Annotated in this window: 15 protein-coding genes; 9 read left to right on the top strand and 6 right to left on the bottom strand. The window is 70.0% G+C overall.

What is annotated here, in order from left to right; all coding sequences use genetic code 11:
* Window positions 1–84 precede the first annotated feature (84 nt).
* The 3 genes from WFI16_RS07410 to WFI16_RS07420 all read left to right on the top strand — a co-directional run bounded on the left by WFI16_RS07410 (window position 85) and on the right by WFI16_RS07420 (window position 4816).
* Window positions 85–2265 carry a peptidase domain-containing ABC transporter gene (locus tag WFI16_RS07410; RefSeq protein ID WP_419897174.1) on the top strand — a complete coding sequence of 727 codons (2181 nt, stop codon included), beginning with the start codon at window positions 85–87 and terminating at the stop codon, window positions 2263–2265.
* The gene (locus tag WFI16_RS07415; protein ID WP_419897175.1) at window positions 2262–3716 is read left to right on the top strand and encodes an HlyD family type I secretion periplasmic adaptor subunit; all 1455 of its coding nucleotides are present in this window, start codon (window positions 2262–2264) and stop codon (window positions 3714–3716) included. Before WFI16_RS07410 ends, WFI16_RS07415 begins: the two co-directional genes overlap by 4 nt.
* Before the next feature lie 125 nt (window positions 3717–3841).
* Entirely contained in the window at window positions 3842–4816 is a 975-nt protein-coding gene (locus tag WFI16_RS07420) for an aldo/keto reductase (RefSeq protein WP_419897176.1), read from the top strand.
* Between the two features lie 100 nt (window positions 4817–4916).
* Here WFI16_RS07420 and WFI16_RS07425 read toward each other — a convergent pair whose 3' ends face one another.
* The 3 genes from WFI16_RS07425 to WFI16_RS07435 form a co-directional block, all read right to left on the bottom strand.
* Window positions 4917–5423: a YaiI/YqxD family protein gene (locus WFI16_RS07425; RefSeq protein WP_419897177.1), complete on the bottom strand. Its 507-nt coding sequence runs from the start codon at window positions 5421–5423 to the stop codon at window positions 4917–4919.
* Between the two features lie 69 nt (window positions 5424–5492).
* Complete coding sequence (locus WFI16_RS07430; RefSeq protein WP_419897178.1) at window positions 5493–6770, bottom strand: hydantoinase/carbamoylase family amidase; 1278 nt, start codon at window positions 6768–6770, stop codon at window positions 5493–5495.
* Window positions 6771–6784: 14 nt separating this feature from the next.
* Window positions 6785–7573: an SDR family oxidoreductase gene (locus WFI16_RS07435; protein WP_419897179.1), complete on the bottom strand. Its 789-nt coding sequence runs from the start codon at window positions 7571–7573 to the stop codon at window positions 6785–6787.
* Between the two features lie 181 nt (window positions 7574–7754).
* Between WFI16_RS07435 and WFI16_RS07440 the strand changes: the two genes are divergently transcribed.
* The 6 genes from WFI16_RS07440 to WFI16_RS07465 all read left to right on the top strand — a co-directional run bounded on the left by WFI16_RS07440 (window position 7755) and on the right by WFI16_RS07465 (window position 15515).
* On the top strand, window positions 7755–8774 hold the full coding sequence (locus tag WFI16_RS07440; RefSeq protein WP_419897180.1) for a 2-hydroxyacid dehydrogenase: 1020 nt from the start codon (window positions 7755–7757) through the stop codon (window positions 8772–8774).
* 5 nt (window positions 8775–8779) lie between these two features.
* Window positions 8780–9751, top strand: a complete 972-nt coding sequence (locus tag WFI16_RS07445; RefSeq protein WP_419897181.1) for a 2-hydroxyacid dehydrogenase — start codon at window positions 8780–8782, stop codon at window positions 9749–9751.
* A 9-nt stretch (window positions 9752–9760) separates the two neighbouring features.
* A complete protein-coding gene (locus tag WFI16_RS07450; RefSeq protein WP_419897182.1) occupies window positions 9761–10405 on the top strand; it encodes a flavin reductase family protein in 645 nt (214 codons plus the stop codon).
* A gap of 307 nt (window positions 10406–10712) precedes the next feature.
* Window positions 10713–11681: a UDP-glucuronic acid decarboxylase family protein gene (locus WFI16_RS07455; protein WP_419897183.1), complete on the top strand. Its 969-nt coding sequence runs from the start codon at window positions 10713–10715 to the stop codon at window positions 11679–11681.
* 25 nt (window positions 11682–11706) lie between these two features.
* Complete coding sequence (locus WFI16_RS07460) at window positions 11707–13671, top strand: O-linked N-acetylglucosamine transferase, SPINDLY family protein (RefSeq protein WP_419897184.1); 1965 nt, start codon at window positions 11707–11709, stop codon at window positions 13669–13671.
* Entirely contained in the window at window positions 13668–15515 is a 1848-nt protein-coding gene (locus WFI16_RS07465) for an O-linked N-acetylglucosamine transferase, SPINDLY family protein (protein ID WP_419897185.1), read from the top strand. Before WFI16_RS07460 ends, WFI16_RS07465 begins: the two co-directional genes overlap by 4 nt.
* Window positions 15516–15680: 165 nt before the next feature.
* Here the strand turns inward: WFI16_RS07465 and WFI16_RS07470 are convergent, their stop codons facing one another.
* Genes WFI16_RS07470 through WFI16_RS07480 form a run of 3 tightly spaced genes read right to left on the bottom strand, consistent with a single transcriptional unit; the run spans window position 15681 to window position 19434 of the window.
* Window positions 15681–16916, bottom strand: a complete 1236-nt coding sequence (locus WFI16_RS07470; protein WP_419897186.1) for a c-type cytochrome — start codon at window positions 16914–16916, stop codon at window positions 15681–15683.
* Window positions 16916–18688 (bottom strand): GMC family oxidoreductase, encoded by a 1773-nt coding sequence (locus tag WFI16_RS07475; protein ID WP_419897187.1) that lies wholly within the window; start codon window positions 18686–18688, stop codon window positions 16916–16918. The genes WFI16_RS07470 and WFI16_RS07475 overlap by 1 nt, the downstream gene beginning before the upstream one ends.
* A complete protein-coding gene (locus WFI16_RS07480; RefSeq protein ID WP_419897188.1) occupies window positions 18685–19434 on the bottom strand; it encodes a gluconate 2-dehydrogenase subunit 3 family protein in 750 nt (249 codons plus the stop codon). The genes WFI16_RS07475 and WFI16_RS07480 overlap by 4 nt, the downstream gene beginning before the upstream one ends.
* Window positions 19435–19876 lie beyond the last annotated feature (442 nt).

Genomic DNA, 19876 nt, shown 5'->3' on the forward strand with positions numbered 1-19876 from the left:
CCACTAATGGTTAATGCCTGGGCAACATCACGAGCGTCTTTTAACGCTCCGGAAAAAACTTCCAGCCCTGGTGGGTAAGCGGCCTTGGCCTCTGAACTGACAGCCGAACTGACCGCGCTTCGATGCGTCTTCCTGCTCGCCATGCATCATGGCCAGCATCTGACCCCGGCCGAACTGCCGGTGCCGGCGCGCGGCGACATGACCGGCGCGGTGCTGCGCAGTCTGAAGGGCGCCGGGCTGGCCGGCAAGGCGCTGAGCCGCTGCGACTGGGACAAGGCCGGCAGCCTGGGCAGCGCCTATCCGGCGCTGGCGACGCGGCGCGATGGCAGCTGGTTCATCCTGGTGCATCTGGTGGCCGCGGCCGACGGGTCGAAGCTGGCCGCCATCCTCGATCCGCGCGACGAGGCCGCCGGCGTCCAGCTGGTCGGCCGCGAGGCCTTCCTGGCCGAGTGGTCGGGCCGCCTGGTCGTCGCGAAGCGCGCCAACAAGGTCACCGACGAGAACCAGCGCTTCGGCCTGCGCTGGTTCCTGCCCGAGATCATCCGCCACCGCCGCCTGTTCCAGGGCGTGGCCATCGCCGCGATCATGGCGAACCTGATCAGCTTCGCCATCCCGCTGCTGTTCCAGGTGCTGATCGACAAGGTCATCACCCATCACAGCTACCAGACGCTGACCGTGGTGGTCGCCGTCTTCGTGCTGCTGACCGTCTTCGACGGGATCTTCAGCTATGCCCGGCAGCGGCTGATGCTGCTGGCCAGCAACAAGATCGACGCGCGATTGAGCTCGCGCACCTTCCGCCACCTGCTCGGCCTGCCGCTGCATTTCTTCGAGAGCAACAGCGCCGGCGTGCTCGCCCGCCACCTGCAGCAGACCGAGAAGCTGCGCCACTTCCTGACCGGGCGGCTGTTCCAGACCCTGCTGGACGCCGCCGCCCTGCCGGTGCTGCTGGTCCTCCTCGTGCTCTACAGCGGCGTGCTGACCGCGGTCGTGCTCGGCTTCTCGCTGACCATCGCCGCCGTCATCGGCGGGCTGGTGCCGCTGTTCCGCGGCAAGCTGAACGCGCTCTACCAGTCGGAGGGCGCCCGCCAGGCCTATCTGGTCGAGACGCTGCACAACATGCGGGCGGTGAAGTCGCTGGTGCTGGAGCCGGCGCGCGAGAAGGCCTGGGACGGCAAGGTGGCCACCGCCATGCGCCAGCATGCCGGCGTCGGCCAGGTCGCCGCCACCGGCAACGTGCTGACCACGGGCCTCGAGAAGCTGATGCAGATCAGCGTGCTCGGCGTCGGCGCCCTGCTGGTCTTCCAGGGCGAGCTCAGCATCGGCGCGCTGGTCGCCTTCAACATGCTTTCCGGCCGGGTCACCGGGCCGCTGGTGCAGATCGTCGCCCTGATCAACGAATACCAGGAGGCGGCGCTGTCGGTGGAGATGCTGGGCACGGTGATGAACACCGCCCCCGAGCGCCAGGGCCAGGACCGCCGGGCGCGGCCGGAGATCACCGGCGCCCTGCAGTTCCAGGGGGTCGGCTTCCGCTATCCCGGCGCCGCCACCCCGGCCCTGAACAATGTCTCCTTCAGCGTGCAGCCCGGCCAGGTGATCGGGCTGGTCGGCCGCTCCGGCTCCGGCAAGACCACGGTCACCCGCATGGTCCAGGCCATCCACCTGCCGCAGGAAGGGCTGATCCAGCTGGACGGCGTCGACCTGCGCCAGATCGAGCTGCCGCATCTCCGCCGCAACGTCGGCGTCGTCCTGCAGGACAATCTGCTGTTCAGGGGCACGATCCGGGAAAACATCGCCGCCGCCCGCCCGGACGCGCCGATGACCGCCATCATCGAGGCCGCCCGCATGGCCGGCGCCGCCGAGTTCATCGACCGCCTGCCGATGGCCTATGACACGCTGGTCGAGGAGAGCGCGGCGAATTTCTCCGGCGGCCAGCGCCAGCGCCTGGCGATCGCCCGCGCCCTGCTGACCGAGCCGCGCCTGCTGATCTTCGACGAGGCCACCAGCGCCCTCGACCCCGAGAGCGAGGCCATCATCCAGCAGAACCTGGCGCAGATCGCCCGTGGCCGCACCATGCTGATCGTCTCGCACCGCCTGGCCTCGCTGGTCATGGCGGATGCCATCCTGGTGCTGGACCGCGGCCAGGTGCTGGACTTCGCCTCCCATGCCGTGCTGCTGGAGCGCTGCGCCGTCTACCGCCAGCTGTGGGACACCCAGACCCAGCACCTGCACGCGCCGGTGGCGCCGCCGGCGGAGCTGGCGGCATGAGCCTCACCCTGCGCCAAGGGCTCGACCTCCCGGCCCCGCCGCGCCGGCCCTGGTCGGGTCTGCTGCCCCGCTTCGGCCGGGCACCCCGCCCCGCCGCGCCGCAGCCCACGCCGCCCGACCCGGAGGTGCTCGACTTCCAGGACGAGCTGGAGCAGGTCATCGCCGAGCCGCCGCCGCCCTGGCTGCGCGGCCCGCATTATCTGGTCGCCCTGCTGCTGGTCGGCCTGGTCGCGACCGCGGCGCTGACCGAGACCGACATCGTCGTCATCGGCACCGGCCGCCTGGTCACCGACAGCCCGCCGCTGGTGCTGCAGCCGATGGACCGCTCGATCATCCGCGAGATCCGCGTCCGCCCTGGCGAGCGCGTCGTGGCCGGCCAGGTGCTGGCCGTGCTCGATCCCACCTTCGCCCGCGCCGACCGCGCCGCGCTCGACACCCAGCGCCAGGCGCTGGCCGCCCAGACCGCCCGGCTGGAAGCCGAGCTGACCGAGCAGCCGCTGGCCGCCCCCGCCCCCGGCAACCTGGACGCCGCCCTGCAATTCACCCTGTGGCGCCAGCGCCAGGCGCAATACGCCACCCGCCTGCAGGGCTTCGACGAGGAGATCGGCAGCCAGCAGGCCGCCATCCGCACCGCCGAGGAGCAGGCCACCTACCTGGCGCAGCAGCTCGCCGTCGCCAGCGATGTCGAGGGCGTGCGCGCCCGGCTGCTGGAAGGCCAGGTCGGCTCCCGCCTGCAATATCTCGGCGCCCGCGGCCAGCGGCTGCAGACCGAGCAGGACTGGCGCGGCGCGCTGAACCGCGCGACCGAGCTGCGCCACAGCCTCGCCGCCCGCCGCGCCGAGCGCCAGGCCTTCCTCGACGAATGGCGCCGCCTGCTGCTGGAGGAGGCCGTCCGCACCCGCGCCGAGCTGACCCGGGTGGAAGAGTCGCTCACCAAGGCCGCCCGCCTGGACGAGCTGACCCGCATCACCGCGCCGCAGGACGCCGTCGTGCTGGAGGTCGCCCGCCGCTCGGTCGGCTCGGTGCTGCGCGAGGGCGAGGCGCTGATCAGCCTGACCCCCGCCGACGTGCCGCTGATCGCCGAGGTCACCATCGGCTCGGCCGATATCGGCTACACCCGGCCGGGCGACGCGGTGACGGTGAAGATCGACGCCTTCCCCTTCCAGCGCCACGGCGCGGTGTCGGGCCATCTGCGCGCGATCAGCCAGGAATCCTTCACCCGCGGCAGCGAGAGCCGCGATGCCGAGACGCCGCCCTCGACAGGCGGCGGCGCCGTCCATCGCGGCCAGGTGACGCTGGACGGCACCGCGCTGCGCAACCTGCCGGAGGGCGCCCGGCTGACGGCCGGCATGACCGTCTCGGCCGAGATCATGGTGGGGACGCGCAGCGTGCTGGGCTATTTCCTGTATCCGATCACCCGCGGCCTGCAGGAGAGCATCCGCGAGCCCTAGTCCTACGGCTCCCTCAGGTCGCCGGTCCCGCGGAATTCATGCCGGCCGGCCTGTCCGGCGCTTCCTTCCTGCAACCGCTGCCCCCACCATCCGTCTCCTCAGCGAAGCCTGAAGGAGAACCCAGCATGGCCCGTTTCGCTCCCCCCGGTCCGCTCGGCTTTGGCGGCGCGCCGCTCGGCGACATGTTCGCCCGCATCGACGACGCCACCGCCGAGGCGACGCTGCAGGCCGCCTGGGACTGCGGCATCCGCTACTACGACACGGCGCCGCATTACGGGGCGGGGCTGTCGGAGCACCGTTTCGGCGCGCTGCTGCGCGGCAAGCCGCGCGACGACTATGTCCTCTCCACCAAGGTCGGCCGGCTGCTGGAGCCGAGCACCGAGCCGGAGCTGGCGCATCCCTTCCTCAGCGCCATGATGTTCCGGCGGAAGCAGGACTATACCGCCGCCGGCGCCCGCCGCTCGGTGGAGGACAGCCTGCAGCGCATGGGCGTCGGGCGCATCGACGTCGTCTATGTGCACGACCTGGCCACCGACCATCTCGGCGACGGCTATGAGGAGGCCTTCCGCATCGCCCGCGACGGCGCCTTCCGCGAGCTGATCCGGATGCGCGAGGAAGGGATGATCCGCGCCTGGGGGCTGGGCGTGAACCTGCCGGAGCCCTGCGTGCGCGCCCTGCGGGAATCCGACCCGGACGTCTTCCTGCTGGCCGGGCGCTACAGCCTGATCGACCTGGCCGGGACGAAGGAGCTCTTCCCGCTCTGCGCCGAGCGCGGCGCCCATGTCGTGGTGGGTGGCCCGTACAATTCCGGGCTGCTCGCCGGCGGCACCACCTTCGACTACCAGGAGGCGCCGCCCGAGCAGGTGGCGGCGCGCGACCGCATGGCGGCGGTGGCGGCGCAGCACGGCGTCGACCTGAAGGCGGCGGCGCTGCAGTTCTGCGCCGCCAACCCGGTGGTCGCCTCGGTGATCCCGGGCGCCAAGCATGCCGACCGGGTGCGGCAGAACGCGGCGCTGATGCGGGCGGAGATCCCGGCCGCCTTCTGGGCGGCGCTGAAGCAGCAGGGCCTGCTGCCGGAGGATGTGCCGACGCCAGGCTAGAGCCGATCCCGATCGGGTGGAATCACCAGATCGGGTGAAGATGCTGGCAAAAACAAAAAGGTAGAGTGGTTGCAGTGAGCCATGGCGAAGGGAAACCGCTCTAGTCGAACAGCCCCGGCCGCCACGAGGCGGCCGGCTTTGCCTCGGCGCCGCGCAGCGCCGCCTGCACCTCGGTCTCCAGCGCCGAGAGGAAGCGCGACTTGTCGGAGCCGGTCATCGGCGCATGGCCCCGGGTCAGGGCGCCGATCTCGCGCAGATGCCGCGAGACCTCGCGCCCGGCCAGGGCCTGGCCGATATTGTCGCTGGTCCAGATGCGGCCATTCGGGGCCAGCGCCCGCGCGCCGCGCTCCAGGCAGCGCGAGGCCAGCGGGATATCGGCGGTCACGCAAAGGTCCTGCGGGCGGATCCGCTCGGCGATCCAGTCATCGGCGGCGTCCGCCCCCTCGGCGACGATCACCCGCTTCACCCAGTCCACCTCCGGCAGCCGCACCCCGCGCGCGCCGTTCGACACGACATGCACCACCAGCGACAGGCGGCCGGCGACGCGGAACACCTCGTCGCGCACCGGGCAGGCATCACCATCGACCCAGATTTCTGTCTTCTCCATGCGGCGGAAGCATAGAGCAGAATGCCGGTCCGGGGAATCATCTCCCCGGACCGCTCGGCCGTCCGCCTCTCAGGCCGCGGTGTCGCTCACCCAGCGGGTGACGACCTTGCAGGCCTCGGCGAAATCCTCGTTCCGCATCGCCTCGTGCGGATTGTGGCTGCCGTTCTGGTTGCGCACGAACAGCATCGCCGCCGGGATGCCCGCCGCGCCGAAGGCGGCCGCGTCATGGCCGCCGCCGGAGGCCATCTCGAGATGCGCGACGCCCATTGCCTCGGCGGCGCGCTTCAGCCCCGCGCGCATCCCGGCATCCATCGGCGAGGCGGCCGAGCCGGTCTCGGCGCCGAGCTCGAAGCGCACGCCGCGCCGCGCCTCGATGCGCGGCACCTGCCGGGCCAGCTCGGCGAAGATGGCATCGACCGAGGCCGGGTTCACGCTGCGCACGTCCAGCATGAAGGTCGCCTCGCCCGGGATCTTGGTGAAGCCCGCCTCGGCGGTGGTCGCCAGGGTGCAGAAGGTGACCACCAGCTTGTGGCCATGCGCCTCCAGCAGCGCCCAGGCCTCGTCCAGCGCCAGCGCCAGCTCGGCCAGGGCGATGGCGGCGTCGCGGCGGTAGCGCCGCGGCGTGCCGCCCGAATGGTTGTACTCGCCGAGCACCCGGCCCTGGCGCAGCCGGCGGCTGCCGGGGATGCCGGTGACCACGGCGACCGGCACCGCCTCGGCATCCAGCACCGGGCCCTGCTCGATATGCAGCTCGAGGAAGGCCAGCGTGTTGTCCGGCGTGTTCACCGCCTCGCCGCGCGCGGCGAAATCCGGGTCGAAGCCTTCCTCGCGCATGTGCTCGGCCAGCGTCCGGCCGCTGTCCTGGCGCCGCACCTGCAGCTCCTCGGCCTTCAACCGGCCGAGCGAGCCGCGCGAGCCGGGATAGGAGGTGGGGAACCAGGCCCCCGCCTCCTCGGCCCGGATCGCCATGACGGTGACGTCGCGGGCCGGCTGGAAACCGGCCTGCTTCAGCCCCGACACCGCGGCGAGGCCCGCGAGGACCCCCGCCGCGCCGTCGAAATTGCCGCCCTGCGGCACCGAATCCATGTGGCTGCCGATCAGGATGCGCTTGCCAGAGCGATCCGTCCCCGGCAGGGTCATGTACAGGTTGCCGACCGGATCGGTCGTCACCTCCAGCCCGAGCGCTTCCGCTTCGCGCTTCACCGTCGCATGCGCCATCGCCTCGCCCGGCCCATAGGCCTCGCGGGTGATGCCGACGCCGTCGAAGCTCTTCTCGCGCAGCTCGTCGAACAGGCGGAAGGCCAGGTCGACATCAGGCAGCAGGTTGGGACGCAGGGAATTCGACACCGTCACTCAGTCCTTCAGACGCCGCGCACCGCGCCGCCATCGATGATATGGATCCGGCCGGTGGTATAGGCCGCCTTGTCCGAGGCAAGGAAGGCACCCATCGGCCCGAATTCCTTCGGCTCGCCATAGCGGCCGACCGGGATGCCGGCGGAGCGCTCGGCGACCAGCGCCTCGATGCTCTTGCCCGACTTGGCCGAGGCCGCCGCCAGCGTCTCGGCGGTGCGGTCGGTGGCGAAGGCGCCGGGGGCCAGGATGTTGCAGGTGATGCCCTCGCCGGCCAGCTCGGCCGACAGCGTCTTGTTCCAGCCGACGATCGCCGCGCGCAGCGTGTTGGACAGCGCGAGGCCGGGCAGCGGCTGCACCATGCCGGTCGAGCCGACGGTCAGGATGCGGCCCCACTTCCGCTCGCGCATCCCCGGCAGCAGCTTGTTGGCCACCCGGATCGGCGACAGCACGATGCGCTGGAACCAGGTGATCAGGTCCTCCTGCTTCATCTCCAGCGCGGTGCAGGTCGGCGGGCCGCCATGGTTCAGCACCAGGATGTCGACGCCGCCCAGCGCGGCCACGGCGGCATCGGCCAGCTTGTCCATCTGGCTGCCCTCGGCGACATCGGCCTGGATGCCGACGGCCTTGGGCGCGCCCAGGCTCTGCAGCTCGCCGGCGACGCGGTCGAGGCTGTTCTGGTCGCGGCCGGAGACGGCGACCAGCGCGCCCTCCGCCGCCAGCGCATCGGCGATCGAGCGCCCGAGCCCCTTCGAGGCCCCCATCACCAGAGCGCGCTTGCCTTGCAGACCGAGATCCATGGTCTTCTCCCTCACGGCTGAATTCGGCGCGGACCGTGAACGCTTCGCCCTCCGCTGGCAAGATGGGCGCGGTCTTTCCCCGGCCCCGAAAGGGCGGATCCCTCCCCCCTGACCTCCCCCCCTGGTGCGATCGGCTGGGACGTCTAAGCTCGGCGCCAAAGCAGACCAGGAGGATGCGTGCATGGCCGAGCCCGACTCTCCCCTCGCCACTCTGGCCCCCATGCCGGCGCCGGCGGCGCGGCCGCGCCTGGTCAGCGTCCGCCGCATGCCGCCCGCCATCGCCGCCCGGCTGGAGCGCGATTTCGCCGGCGCCTTCGCCACCGGGCGCGATTTCGACCGCGAGGAGGCCCTGGCGCTGCTGGAGGAGCACAAGGCCGAGGCCCTGCTGTTCAGCTCCGGCTTCAGGCTCGATGCCGGCTTCATCGAGCGGCTGCCGGCGCGGGTGAAGGTGGCCGCCACCTGCTCGGTCGGCTTCGACCATGTCGATGTCGCGGCGGCGAAATCGCGCGGGCTGGTGGTGACCAACACCCCCGACGTGCTGACCGGCTGCACCGCCGACCTGGCCTTCTCGCTGCTGCTCGCCGCCGCCCGCCGCCTGCCCGAGGCCGACCGGATGCTGCGCCAGGACGCCTGGGGCCCGCGCGCCATGGGCGATTTCCTCGGCGTGCGGGTCTGGGGGCAGACGCTGGGCATCATCGGCATGGGCCGCATCGGCCGCGCCGTGGCCCGCCGCGCCCGCGGCTTCGACATGCGGGTCCTCTACCATGACGCGGCGCCGCTGCCGCCGGCGCTGGAGGAAGGCGGCCATTACGTCGCCGATCTCGACGCCATGCTGGGGCAGTGCCAGTTCGTCTCGCTGCACTGCCCCTATTCGCCGGCGACGCACCACATCCTGAACCGCCGGACGCTGGGCCTGCTGCCGCCCGGCGCGGTGGTGGTCAATGCCGCCCGCGGCGGGCTGATCGAGGAGGCGGCGCTGATCGACGGCCTCGCGACGGGCCGCATCGCCGCCGCCGGCCTCGACGTCTTCGAGGGCGAGCCGCGCTTCGACCGCCGCTTCATCGACCTGCCCAATGTGGCGCTGGCCCCGCATATCGGCAGCGCCACCGTCGAGACCCGCGATGCCATGGGTCATCGCAGCCTGGACAACATCGCCGCGGTGCTGTCCGGTCGCCCGGCCATCGATCCCCTCTGGAGCTGATCCGCATGACGAAGCCCGTCCTCCTGCTGACCCGCCGCTTTCCGGATGCGGTGGAGGCCCGCGCCCAGCGGGACTACATCACCGTCCCGAACCCGTCGGACACGCCGATGGACGGCCCCGCCATCGGCACGGCGGCGCGGAATTCGGGGGCGCAGGGCATCCTCTGCGCCGCCGGCGATCCGCTGGGCGCCGCCACCATCGCCGCCCTGCCGGAGAGCGTGAAGCTGCTGGCCACCTTCAGCGTCGGCACCGACCATATCGACCTGGCCGCTGCCCGCGCCCATGGCATCGCCGTGTCGAACACGCCCGACGTGCTGAGCGTCGCCACCGCCGAGATCGCCTTCCTGCTCATTCTCGCCGCCGCCCGTCGCGGCGGCGAGGCGGAGCGGCTGCTGCGGAAGGGCGAATGGACCGGCTGGGCGCCGACCCAGCTGATGGGCGTCACGCTCGAAGGGAAGAAGCTCGGCATCCTCGGCATGGGCCGGATCGGCCAGGCCCTGGCCAGGATGGCGCGCGGCTTCGGCATGGAGATCCACTACCGCAACCGCAACCGGCTGCCCGCCGCCGAGGAGGCCGGCGCCCTCTACCATGCGGACGACGCCGCCTTCCTCGGCGCCATCGACGTGCTGTCGATGCATATCCCCGGCGGCGAGGCGACGCGCCACTGGCTGGATGCCCGCAAGCTGGCCCTGCTGAAGCGCGGCGCCATCGTGGTCAATACCGGCCGCGGCACCACGGTGGACGATGCCGCGCTCTGCGAGGCGCTGGCCAAGGGGCATCTGCGCGCCGCCGGCCTCGACGTCTTCGCCGGCGAGCCGAAGATCTTCCCCGGCTACCTGACCACGCCGAACCTGGTGCTGCTGCCGCATCTGGGCAGCGCCACCATCGAGACCCGCGACGCCATGGGCTTCCGCTGCCTCGACAATCTCGACGCCGTGCTGCTGCGCGGCGGCGACCCCCTGCATCCTGTCCGCTGAGGAAGCTCCATGCTCTTCGACTTCGCCCAGATCCCGACGCGCGAGGCCTACAAGCTGCTCGTCTCCACCGTCGTGCCGCGGCCGATCGCCTGGGTGGTCTCGCAGGATGCGGCGGGCGTCACCAATGCCGCGCCCTTCTCCTTCTTCAACGCCTTCGGCGACACGCCGCCGGTGATCGGCTTCTCCTGCGGCCCGCGGCCGGAGGGGGTGGACGCCCCGGTCAAGGACACGCTGGCCAATATCCGCGCCACCGGCCAGTTCGTGGTCTGCCTGGTCAACGAGGCCAGCGCCCAGGCGATGAGCGACACCGCCATCGACTTCCCGACCGGGGTGGACGAGCTCGCCGCCCTCGGCCTGGCCACCGAGCCCAGCCTGCACATCAAACCGCCGCGCATCGCCCAGGCGCCGGTGGCCATGGAATGCGAGACCTTCCAGCTGGTGCCGGTGGGGGTGCATACCCTGGTGCTGGGCCGGGTGCTGGCCATGCATGTGCAGGACGACGGCGTGCTGAACGCCGAGAAGTACTATATCGACACGCCGAAGCTGAACCTGGTCGGCCGCATGCACGGGCGGGGCTGGTACGCGCGGACGAATGACCGCGTGGACATTCCCCGGAAGACCTATGCGCAGTGGAAGGCCGAGGAGAAGAAATAGGCCAGGCGCCGGGGCGGTGCGGCTCCCGGACGGGCGCCGCACCATCATCACCGGCGATCTGCTGTCTCCCGGGCGAGATGGCCGCCTCCACGGGGCAGCGCCTCCAGGGCCTGCCGGGCCGGCGCCGGGCCCGTTCGCCCCGCCCCGCTCGCCAGGAGGGGCCATCCGGCGGGACGCCGCTCCCTGACAGGCCGCCCTCCGGGGAGAGAGGCGCGCTGGAAAATGCCGGGCTTCTCCCTTTCCTGAACCAACACTGTGTTAATAAACCCCTCGCATATCCAAGCTGCGGTCCCGAGGAAAAGCCACGATGAAGCGCGCGCACAAGAGAGTTCTGGTCACCGGCGGCGCCGGCTTCCTGGGGTCGCATCTGTGCGACCGGCTGCTGGCACGGGGCGACGACGTCTTGTGCGTCGACAATTTCTTCACCGGCTCGCGCGACAACGTGCTGCATCTGCTGGGCCATCCGCGCTTCGAGCTGATGCGGCATGACGTGACCTTCCCCCTCTTCGTCGAGGTGGACGAGATCTACAACCTGGCCTGCCCGGCCTCGCCGGTGCATTACCAGAACAACCCGGTGCAGACGATCAAGACCGCGGTGCATGGCGCCATCAACATGCTCGGCCTGGCCAAGCGGCTGAACGCGCGCATCCTGCAGGCCTCGACCTCGGAGGTCTATGGCGACCCGACGGTGCATCCGCAGACCGAGGACTACCGCGGCAACGTCAATCCGATCGGCCCGCGCTCCTGCTACGACGAGGGCAAGCGCTGCGCCGAGACGCTGTTCTTCGACTATCACCGCCAGAACAAGGTCGATATCCGCGTCGCCCGGATCTTCAACACCTATGGCCCGCGCATGCATCCGAATGATGGCCGGGTGATCTCCAACTTCATCACCCAGGCGCTGCGCGGCGAGCCGATCACCCTGTTCGGCGACGGGCAGCAGACGCGCTCCTTCTGCTATGTCGACGACCTGATCGACGGGCTGATGAAGCTGATGGATGCCGAGGGCGAGGCCCATGTGCCGGTCAATATCGGCAATCCGGGCGAGTTCACCATCCGCGAGCTGGCCGAGCTGGTGGTGCGGCTGACCGGCACCGGCTCCGCGCTGGTCCATCGCCCGCTGCCGACCGACGACCCGATGCAGCGCTGCCCCGACATCAGCCGCGCGCAGGCGCTGCTGGGCTGGGCGCCGCAGGTGCCGCTGGAGCAGGGGCTGCAGCGCACCATCCCCTATTTCGCCGAGGCGCTCGGCCTCGAGGCGCCGGCGCTGGCCTGACCTGACCGCGCCCGGGGAGGATCCCATGCAGAATTCCGGCATCGTGGCGCTCTTCGCCACCGCCCAGCAATTCGCCGCGCAACCGCAGGTCGCGCTGGCGCTGTACCGCGACTACCTGGCGCAGCATCCCGACGATCCCCTGCTGCACGCGGTCTATTTCAACCAGGCGGTGCTGCTGGCCAGCCAGAACGAGGTGGCCGCCGCCGCCCAGGCCTTCGGCGAGGCGATCCGCCGCGCGCCGGGCTTCATCCCGCCCTATATCAACCTGGGCGCCCTGTACGAGAAGCTCGGCGCCATCGACCATGCGCTGGACCACTGGAAGCATGCGATCGACCGGCTGGCCGCGGTCAGCCCGGACAACCTGACCTACAAGCTGACCGCGCAGAAGCAGACCGCGCGGCTGCTGGAGGACCGCAAGCAGCTGGCCCGCGCCGAGGCCATCCTGCAGGAGATGCTGCTGCTGCAGCCGCATCAGCGCGACGTGCTGCAGCACTGGGTGGCGCTGCGCCAGCGCCAGTGCCGCTGGCCACTGCTGCAGCCGCTCGGCCCGCTGGACCTGGTCGAGATGAAGCGCCGCCTGGCGCCGCTGAGCCTCGCCACCTATACCGACGACCCGATGCTGCAGCTGGCCAATTCCTGGTCCTACAGCCGGCGCGACATCGGCTACCCCGAGCAGTTCAACACGCTCGAGGATTTTGCCCTGGCCCCGCGCGAGGGGCGGCGGCTGCGCATCGGCTACCTCTCCTCCGACCTGCGCGAGCATGCCATCGGCTTCCTCACCGCCGACATGTACCGCCTGCACGACCGCGAGCGCTTCGAGATCTTCGTCTACTATTGCGGCATCGCGGCCGAGGACACCACCAAGCAGCGCATCCGCGACCAGGTCGAGCACTGGCACGACATCACGCCGCTGGATGACGACGCGGCGATGGCGCTGATGCGGCAGCACGGCATCGACATCCTGGTCGATGTCAACGGCCATACCCGCGGCGCCCGCACCGCGCTGCTGGCCCGCCGCCCGGCGCCGGTGATCGTCAACTGGCTGGGCTTTCCGGCCTCGATGGGCAGCCCCTACCACCACTATATCATCGCCGACGACTTCATCATCCCTGACGGGCACGAGCGCTTCTTCACCGAGACGGTGCTGCGCCTGCCCTGCTACCAGCCGAACGACCGCAACCGCGTCCTGGCCGACAGCGCGCCGACCCGCGCCGAGGCCGGCCTGCCCGACGACGCGACCGTCTTCTGCAGCTTCAACGGCACCCAGAAAGTGACGCCCTTCGTCTTCGCCCGCTGGATGGCGATCCTGCGCGGCGTGCCGGGCAGCGTGCTCTGGCTGCTGAAGTCCAGCGAGGAGGTCGATGTCCGCCTGCGCGAGCTGGCGACCGAGCATGGCATCGACCCTGGCCGCCTGGTCTTCGCCCCGCTCGCCAACAACCGCGACCATGTCGCCCGCTATCCGCTGGCCGACCTGTTCCTCGACACGGCGCCCTATGGCGCCCACACCACCGCCTCGGACGCGCTGTGGATGGGCGTGCCGGTGCTGACCACGCCGGGGCAGAGCTTCGCCTCGCGCGTCTGCGGCAGCCTGGTGCGCGCCGCCGGCCTGCCCGAGCTTCTTTGCGTTGACGGCGAGGATTATGTCCGCCGCGCCATCGCCCTCGGCCAGGATCGCGCCAAGCTGGCGGTGTATCGCGACCGCCTGCTCGCCAACCGCCAGACTTCCGTGCTGTTCGACACCGAGCTTTTCGTGAAGGAATTCGAGGCGCTGTTCGAGGGCATGTGGGAGGACGTCATGGCCGGCCGCCTGCCGCAACCCGACCTGACCAACCTGGAGACCTACCTGGAGATCGGCGTCACCCTCGACCATGAGAGCGTCGAGTTCGGCCCGGATTTCGAGACGGCCTACCGAGACGCCATCGCCCGCCGGCACCGCTTCACGCCCTTCGCGCCCGACCATCGCCTCTGGCCCGCGGGGGAGGCGGCATGAGCGACACCACCACCCCGGCCGAGCGCGCCTGGCTGCTGCCGCGCCTCGGCCAGGACCTGCCGGCGCCGGAGGCCGAGCTGCGCCAGGGCCTGCTCGCCCGGCTGCGGCTGGAGCAGCTGCTCGGCCTGGTCGAGACCAGCGACATGGCGCGCCCGCCGCTCTACATGATCGGCGTCTATCGCGACTGGATCATGGCCAATCCCGCCTCGCCGCAGGCGGCGGCGGCCTGGTTCAACCTCGGCGTCGAATGGGCGCCGCATGATGCCGGCAAGGCCGCCAGCGCCTATCAGCAGGCGCTGACGCTGAAGCCGGATTTCCACCCGGCTGCGGTCAATCTCGGCCTGTCGCTGGAACGCCAGGGCCAGACCGAGGCGGCGCTGGCCTGCTGGGCCGAGGCGCTGCAGCCCGACGCCGCCCGCACCGCGCTGCTGAACCACCGCGGCCGCGTGCTGGAAGAGCTCGGCCGCTTCGAGGAAGCCATGGAGCTCCTCTTCAAGTCGCTGCTGACCGACCCCGTCCAGCCCGACGTGGTGCAGCACTGGAGCCATCTGCGGCAGAAGACCTGCAGCTGGCCGATCGTCCCGCCCGAGGGCCTGCCGGGCCTGTCGCATCGCGACCTGGTGGTGCAGTCCGGCCCGCTCGGCGCCCTGGCCCTGCTGGCCGACCCGGAGGCGCAGCGCGAGGTCGGCCGCCACTGGCTGACCCGCAAGATCGCCCCCGCCCCGCACCGCCTGAGCCCGCCCGAAGGCTACGCGCATCCGCGCATCCGCATCGGCTACATGTCCTCCGACTTCTGCCGCCATGCGATGAGCTTCCTGATCGTCGAGCTGCTGGAACGCCACGACCGCACCCAGTTCGAGGTGTTCGGCTACTGCTCCAGCCTCGATGACGGCAGCCCGATCCGCGCCCGCGTCCTCGCCGCCCTCGACCACCACGTCCCCGTCCGCGCCCTGGACGACGCGGCGCTCGCCCAGCGCATCCGTGCCGACGAGATCGACATCCTGATCGACCTGAACGGCATGACCAAGGGCGCCCGGCTGCAGACGCTGCGCTGGAAGCCGGCGCCGGTGCAGGCGACCTATCTCGGCTATATCGGCTCCGTCCCGCTGCCCGAGCTCGACTGGCTGATCTGCGACGACTTCACCATCCCGGCCGAACGCGCGGCCGAATACAGCCCGACGCCGCTGCCGCTGCCCGTGGTCTATCAGGCGAATGACAGCCGCGTCCCCACCCTGCCGCCGGTATCGCGTGCCGCCGAGGGCCTGCCGGAAGACCGCTTCGTCTTCTGCTGCTTCTGCAATTCCTACAAGATCACCCCCGATGTCTTCGCCGCCTGGATGACCATCCTGGCCCGCGCCCCGGACAGCGTGCTCTGGCTGGTCGCCGACAACCCCACCGCGAAACGCAACCTGCACGCGGCGGCTCAGGCCGCCGGCATCGACCCGGCCCGCCTGATCTTCGCCCAGCGCGTCGAGCCCGAGCGCTACCTGGCGCGCATGGCGCTGGGCGACCTGTTCCTCGACACCTCGCCCTACAATGCCGGGACGGTCGCCAGCGACGCGCTGCGCATGGGCCTGCCGCTGCTGACGCTGTCGCAGGGCTCCTTCGCCTCGCGCATGGCGGGCAGCCTGCTGAACGCCATCGGCATGCCCGAGACCATTGCGACCAGCCACGCGGATTATGTCGAGCTCGCGGTGGGCCTGGCGACCGACCCGGCCCGCCATGCCACGCTCCGCGCGAGGCTGCAGGGTGATGCCTGGCAGAAGACGCTGGGCGACAGCGAAGGCTTCGCGCGGCGCTTCGAGGCCGCGATGACGAGAATCAGGGTTCAACCAGGGAAATAAATTCCCCCGCCGCAGCGCGGCCCGAGAGCCCGCGCAAAAAAAGGGCGTCCCGCCGGGACGCCCTGGTATCGCCTGTGTGCAGGCCCTGGCCCTGAAGGGGCCAACAGAACAGAAAGAAGAAGGGGGTCCGGGGGAATTCATTCCCCCGGCCTTCCTCCGTTCCTGTCAGTGCCCGCCACCCGCCGACCGCATTGCCTTCACCTGATCCGGCGTGACCGCCGGCGCCGCGTTGCCCCAGCTGTTGCGGATATAGGTGGCCACGTCGGCGACCTGCTGGTCGGTCAGGCGCCAGCCCAGCGCCGGCATGGCCGGGCCGGTCATGGCATGCGGCGTCACCGCCGCCTTGGTGCCCTGCAGCACCACGCGCAGCACGCCGGTCGGGTCGCCCTGCTGGACGAACTGGCTGTCGGCCAGGCGCGGGAAGATGCCGGCGACGCCCGAGCCGTTGCCGACATGGCAGGCGGAGCAGCTGTCGGCATAGATCGCCTCGCCGGCGCGCATGCGGTTGTCGGTGGCGGCGACCGGGGTCGGGTTGGTGGCCGCCGGGGCCGGGGCGCGCTCGCGCAGATAGACGGCGATGGCCTTCAGGTCGGCCTCGGTCATCCTGCTGGTCGAGAGCTCCACCACCTCCGCCATCGGGCCGCTGGCCGTGCTGCGGTGGGTGATGCCGGTGCGCAGGTATTCGATGATCTCCTGCTCGGTCCAGGCGCCGATGCCGGTGCGGCGGTCGGCGGTCAGCGAGGGCGCGTACCAGCCCTGCAGCGCGCCGCCCTCCAGATGGGCGCCGCCCTTGTCGCCGCCGATCAGGTTGCGCGGCGTGTGGCACAGCCCGCAATGCGCCGGACCTTCGACGAGGTAGGCGCCGCGGTTGTATTCCGCCGACTTGTTGGGGTCGGGGCGGAAGGTGCCGGGCGTGAAGTTGATCATGTTCCAGCCGGCCAGCAGCAGGCGGATATTGAAGGGGAAGGGCAGCGTGCTGCGATCCACCTGGTTCTTCACCGCCGGCTGCGCCTGCAGGAAGGCGAAGACGGCGTCGTTGTCGCTGCGCGACATCAGGGTGAAGGCCGTGTAGGGGAAGGCCGGGTAGAGATGCGTCCCGTCCGGGCGCTTGCCCTCGTGCATGGCGCGGTTGAAGTCGTCGGCCGACCAGCGGCCGATGCCCGTCTCCGGGTCCGGCGTCAGGTTGGGGACGGCGATCTTGCCGAAGGGCGTCTCCAGCATGTGGCCGCCGGACATCGACTGGCCGTCGCTGCCGACATGGCAGGCCATGCAGTCGCCCAGGATGGCGAGGTACTTGCCGCGCTCGACCTCGGTGAAGTTGTCGGCATCGGCGCGGGCCTGGCCAGCGCCGAACAGGGTGGCGGCGGCCAGGAACCCGGCCGCGAGGAGCTGCGCGCGCATCAGGCCTGCACCAGCGCCTGGCCGGCGTTCTTCAGGTACTGGTTCTTGATGGCGTCGATCGTCCAGTAGGTCAGCGCGCCGACCGTGTTGGTCGGGTTGTAGCCGGCATTCTGCGGGAACAGGCAGGCGCCGGTGACGAAGACGTTCGGCGCGTCCCAGTGCTGGCCGTAGCGGTTGACCACGCCCTTGTCCGGGGTGCTGCTCATCACGGCGCCGCCGGTGTTGTGGGTGGTCTGGTAGGGCACGACGTTCCAGGGGCCGCGCTTGTAGGTCTTGACCATGCGCTGCGGGCCCATGTTCTTCATGATCTCCTCGCAGCGATCGACGACGAAGCGCGACATCTTCAGGTCGTTCTCCTTGAAGTCGAAGGTCATGCGCATCAGCGGATTGCCGAGCCGGTCCTTGTAGGTCGGGTCGAGGTCCAGATAGACGTCGCGATAGGACATCGAGCTGCCCTGGGTGCCGACCGACTGCGTGTGGCCATAGGTCTCGGCGGTGGCCTTCTTCCACTCCGAACCCCAGCGCGGCGTGCCGGGCGGGGTCGGGCGGGCCGAGATCGGCCGGCCATGCGGCGTGTTGCAGTTGATGTTGGCGCCGCCGACGAAGCCGAGCTCGGCATGGTCGAAATTGTCGCCGTTGTAGTCGTCCGCCATCATCCCCTGCGAGCCGGCGCCGGCGAAGGGGTTGAAGTGCGTGTCCTTGTCGAAATAGCCGAGCACGCCGGCATTGGTCTGGTAGGCGTAGTTGCGGCCCAGCGTGCCGGTGTTGGTCACCGGGTCGTACTGCGTGCCGAGCTGCGAGAGCATCAGCAGGCGGACGTTGAAGGTCGAATAGGCGCAGACCAGCACGATATCGGCCGGCTGCTCGAACTCGCGCCCCGCGGCATCGACATAGGTGACGCCGCTGGCCATCTTGCCGTCGCGGGTCTTGTTGATGCGTATGACCTCGCAGAGGGTGCGGGCCTCGAAATTGGTGTGCCGCATCAGCGCCGGCAGCACGCAGGTCTGCGGGCTGGACTTCGAGTAGTTGGCGCAGCCGAACCACTCGCAGAAGCCGCAATAGGTGCAGGGCGCGAGGCGCATGCCATAGGGGTTGGTATAGGCCTCGGAGATGTTCGCCGAGGGCAGCGGGAAGGGATGCAGGCCGAGTTCCTTGGCCGCCTTCTCGAACTTGATCTGCGCCAGGTTCGGCTTCAGCGGGCGGGTCGGGTACTCGTCCGAGCGCCAGCCCTCATAGGGGTTGCCGCCTTCCTGGATGACGCCCTTGATGTTGCCGGCCTTGCCCGAGATGCCCATGACCTTCTCGAAGAAGTCGTAGTGCGGCTCGAGCTCGTCATAGGTGACCGGGTAGTCCTGGATGGTCATGTCTTCGGGAATGAAGTTCTTCCCGTAGCGCTCCTCGTAATGCGAGCGCAGGTTGAAGTCGGTCGGGAAGAAGCGCCAGCTGTGGCCATTCCAGTGCACGCCGGCGCCGCCGACGCCATTGCCGGGCAGGTAGGAGCCGAACTTGCGGATCGGCAGCGCCGTCTGGCTCATGGTGTTGCGGGCGGTGTCGGTGGTCTGCGCCGGGCGCAGGAAGATGTCCTGGCGCACCGCGTAGCGCAGCTCGTCCGGCGCGGTCGCGATGTTGTAGTCGCTCGCGGTGTCGCGCCACGGGCCGCGCTCGATGGCGACCACGTCGAGGCCGATCTTCGACAGCTCATAGGCCATGATCGAGCCGGTCCAGCCCAGCCCGACGACGACGACGTCCTTCTTGGGGAGCCGGGTGCTCATGCGGGTTTTCCATTCCAGTCGGGGCGGCCCATGATGGCAACGGGCGGCTTGGTGTAGGGCTTGCCGGGATTGTCGAGCACGTCGCGGAAGTCGTAGCGGACGCCCGGGAAGCCGATCATCTTCCAGCTGCACATGTCCTTGTTCCCGCCATAGACCGGGTCGGCGAAGAAGCCTTCCATGGTGTTCTGCAGGATCAGGTTGAACAGGCCGGTGGTGGTCTGGCGCGGCGCGGTCAGGCCGGGCAGCTTGACCTCGCCCTTCTCCATGCCCTGGAGCAGCTTGACCTGGTCGGCCTCCGGCAGCTGCTCGAAGGTCTTGCCGCCGAAGCTGTCGCGGCAATAGGTCGCCAGCGCGGCGAGGCCGGCGCGGTACTGCTGCTGCGGCGTCAGCGGCGACTGGATGCCCTGGGTCGGCAGCGGATTGTCGGAGAAGGGCGGCTGCATGTAGAGCCACTCATAGGTGCCGTAGGGGCCGGCCAGCTGGCGGTCGATGAAGACGACGCAGCCGGCATCCTTGCCGCTCGGCGACAGGTCGTCGGCCGGGATCAGCCGGCTGGTGATGGCCTCCAGCGTCGCGACCTCGGCCGGGTTCAGGAAGTACCAGCCGCCGGGCCGCACCAGCTCGGGCGGATAGGCCTCGTTCGGCTTCCAGGGCATGCGCCCGGTGATACTGCGGCCGAGGGCGGGCGCAGAGAAGGCGACCAGCGCTGTGGCGGACAGCAGCTGGCGGCGGCTGGAGACAGGCATCACCGTTCCTTAGGTCGAAGGGCAGGACCGGTCCGGCGATGGGCGAAGAAGAAGCACGCGGTCAGGAGCCGGAACCCGGCAGGGCAGACCGGGCGACGACGGAAGCTGGCTTCGAACCTCTCCGATCGTCGGGCAGGAGAACCATACGATAGAGACTGAACACACGGCCTGCCCTGCCCGAAACCACAGACGGGGCCGCCGTGAAGATCAGGGTTCTATATACAAACCGGCTTAAGCAACACCCTTCAAGTGATGATTCACGCAAAATCCTTGAAGCATCATCACAAGTTCCGGCAGAAGAATTACACGAAATTCATCTTCATTCCAAGTCATTGTCCAATTGAGAACAATTCTCATCAAGCTGCCGTCTTGGCTCAGTTCCGGGTGGAACCAGTTTTTCCTGTGATGAAACCATTCCACCGACAGGGTGTTGCGGCTCTTC

This window comes from Roseomonas sp. USHLN139 (genome assembly GCF_037145735.1).
GTDB lineage: Bacteria > Pseudomonadota > Alphaproteobacteria > Acetobacterales > Acetobacteraceae > Pseudoroseomonas.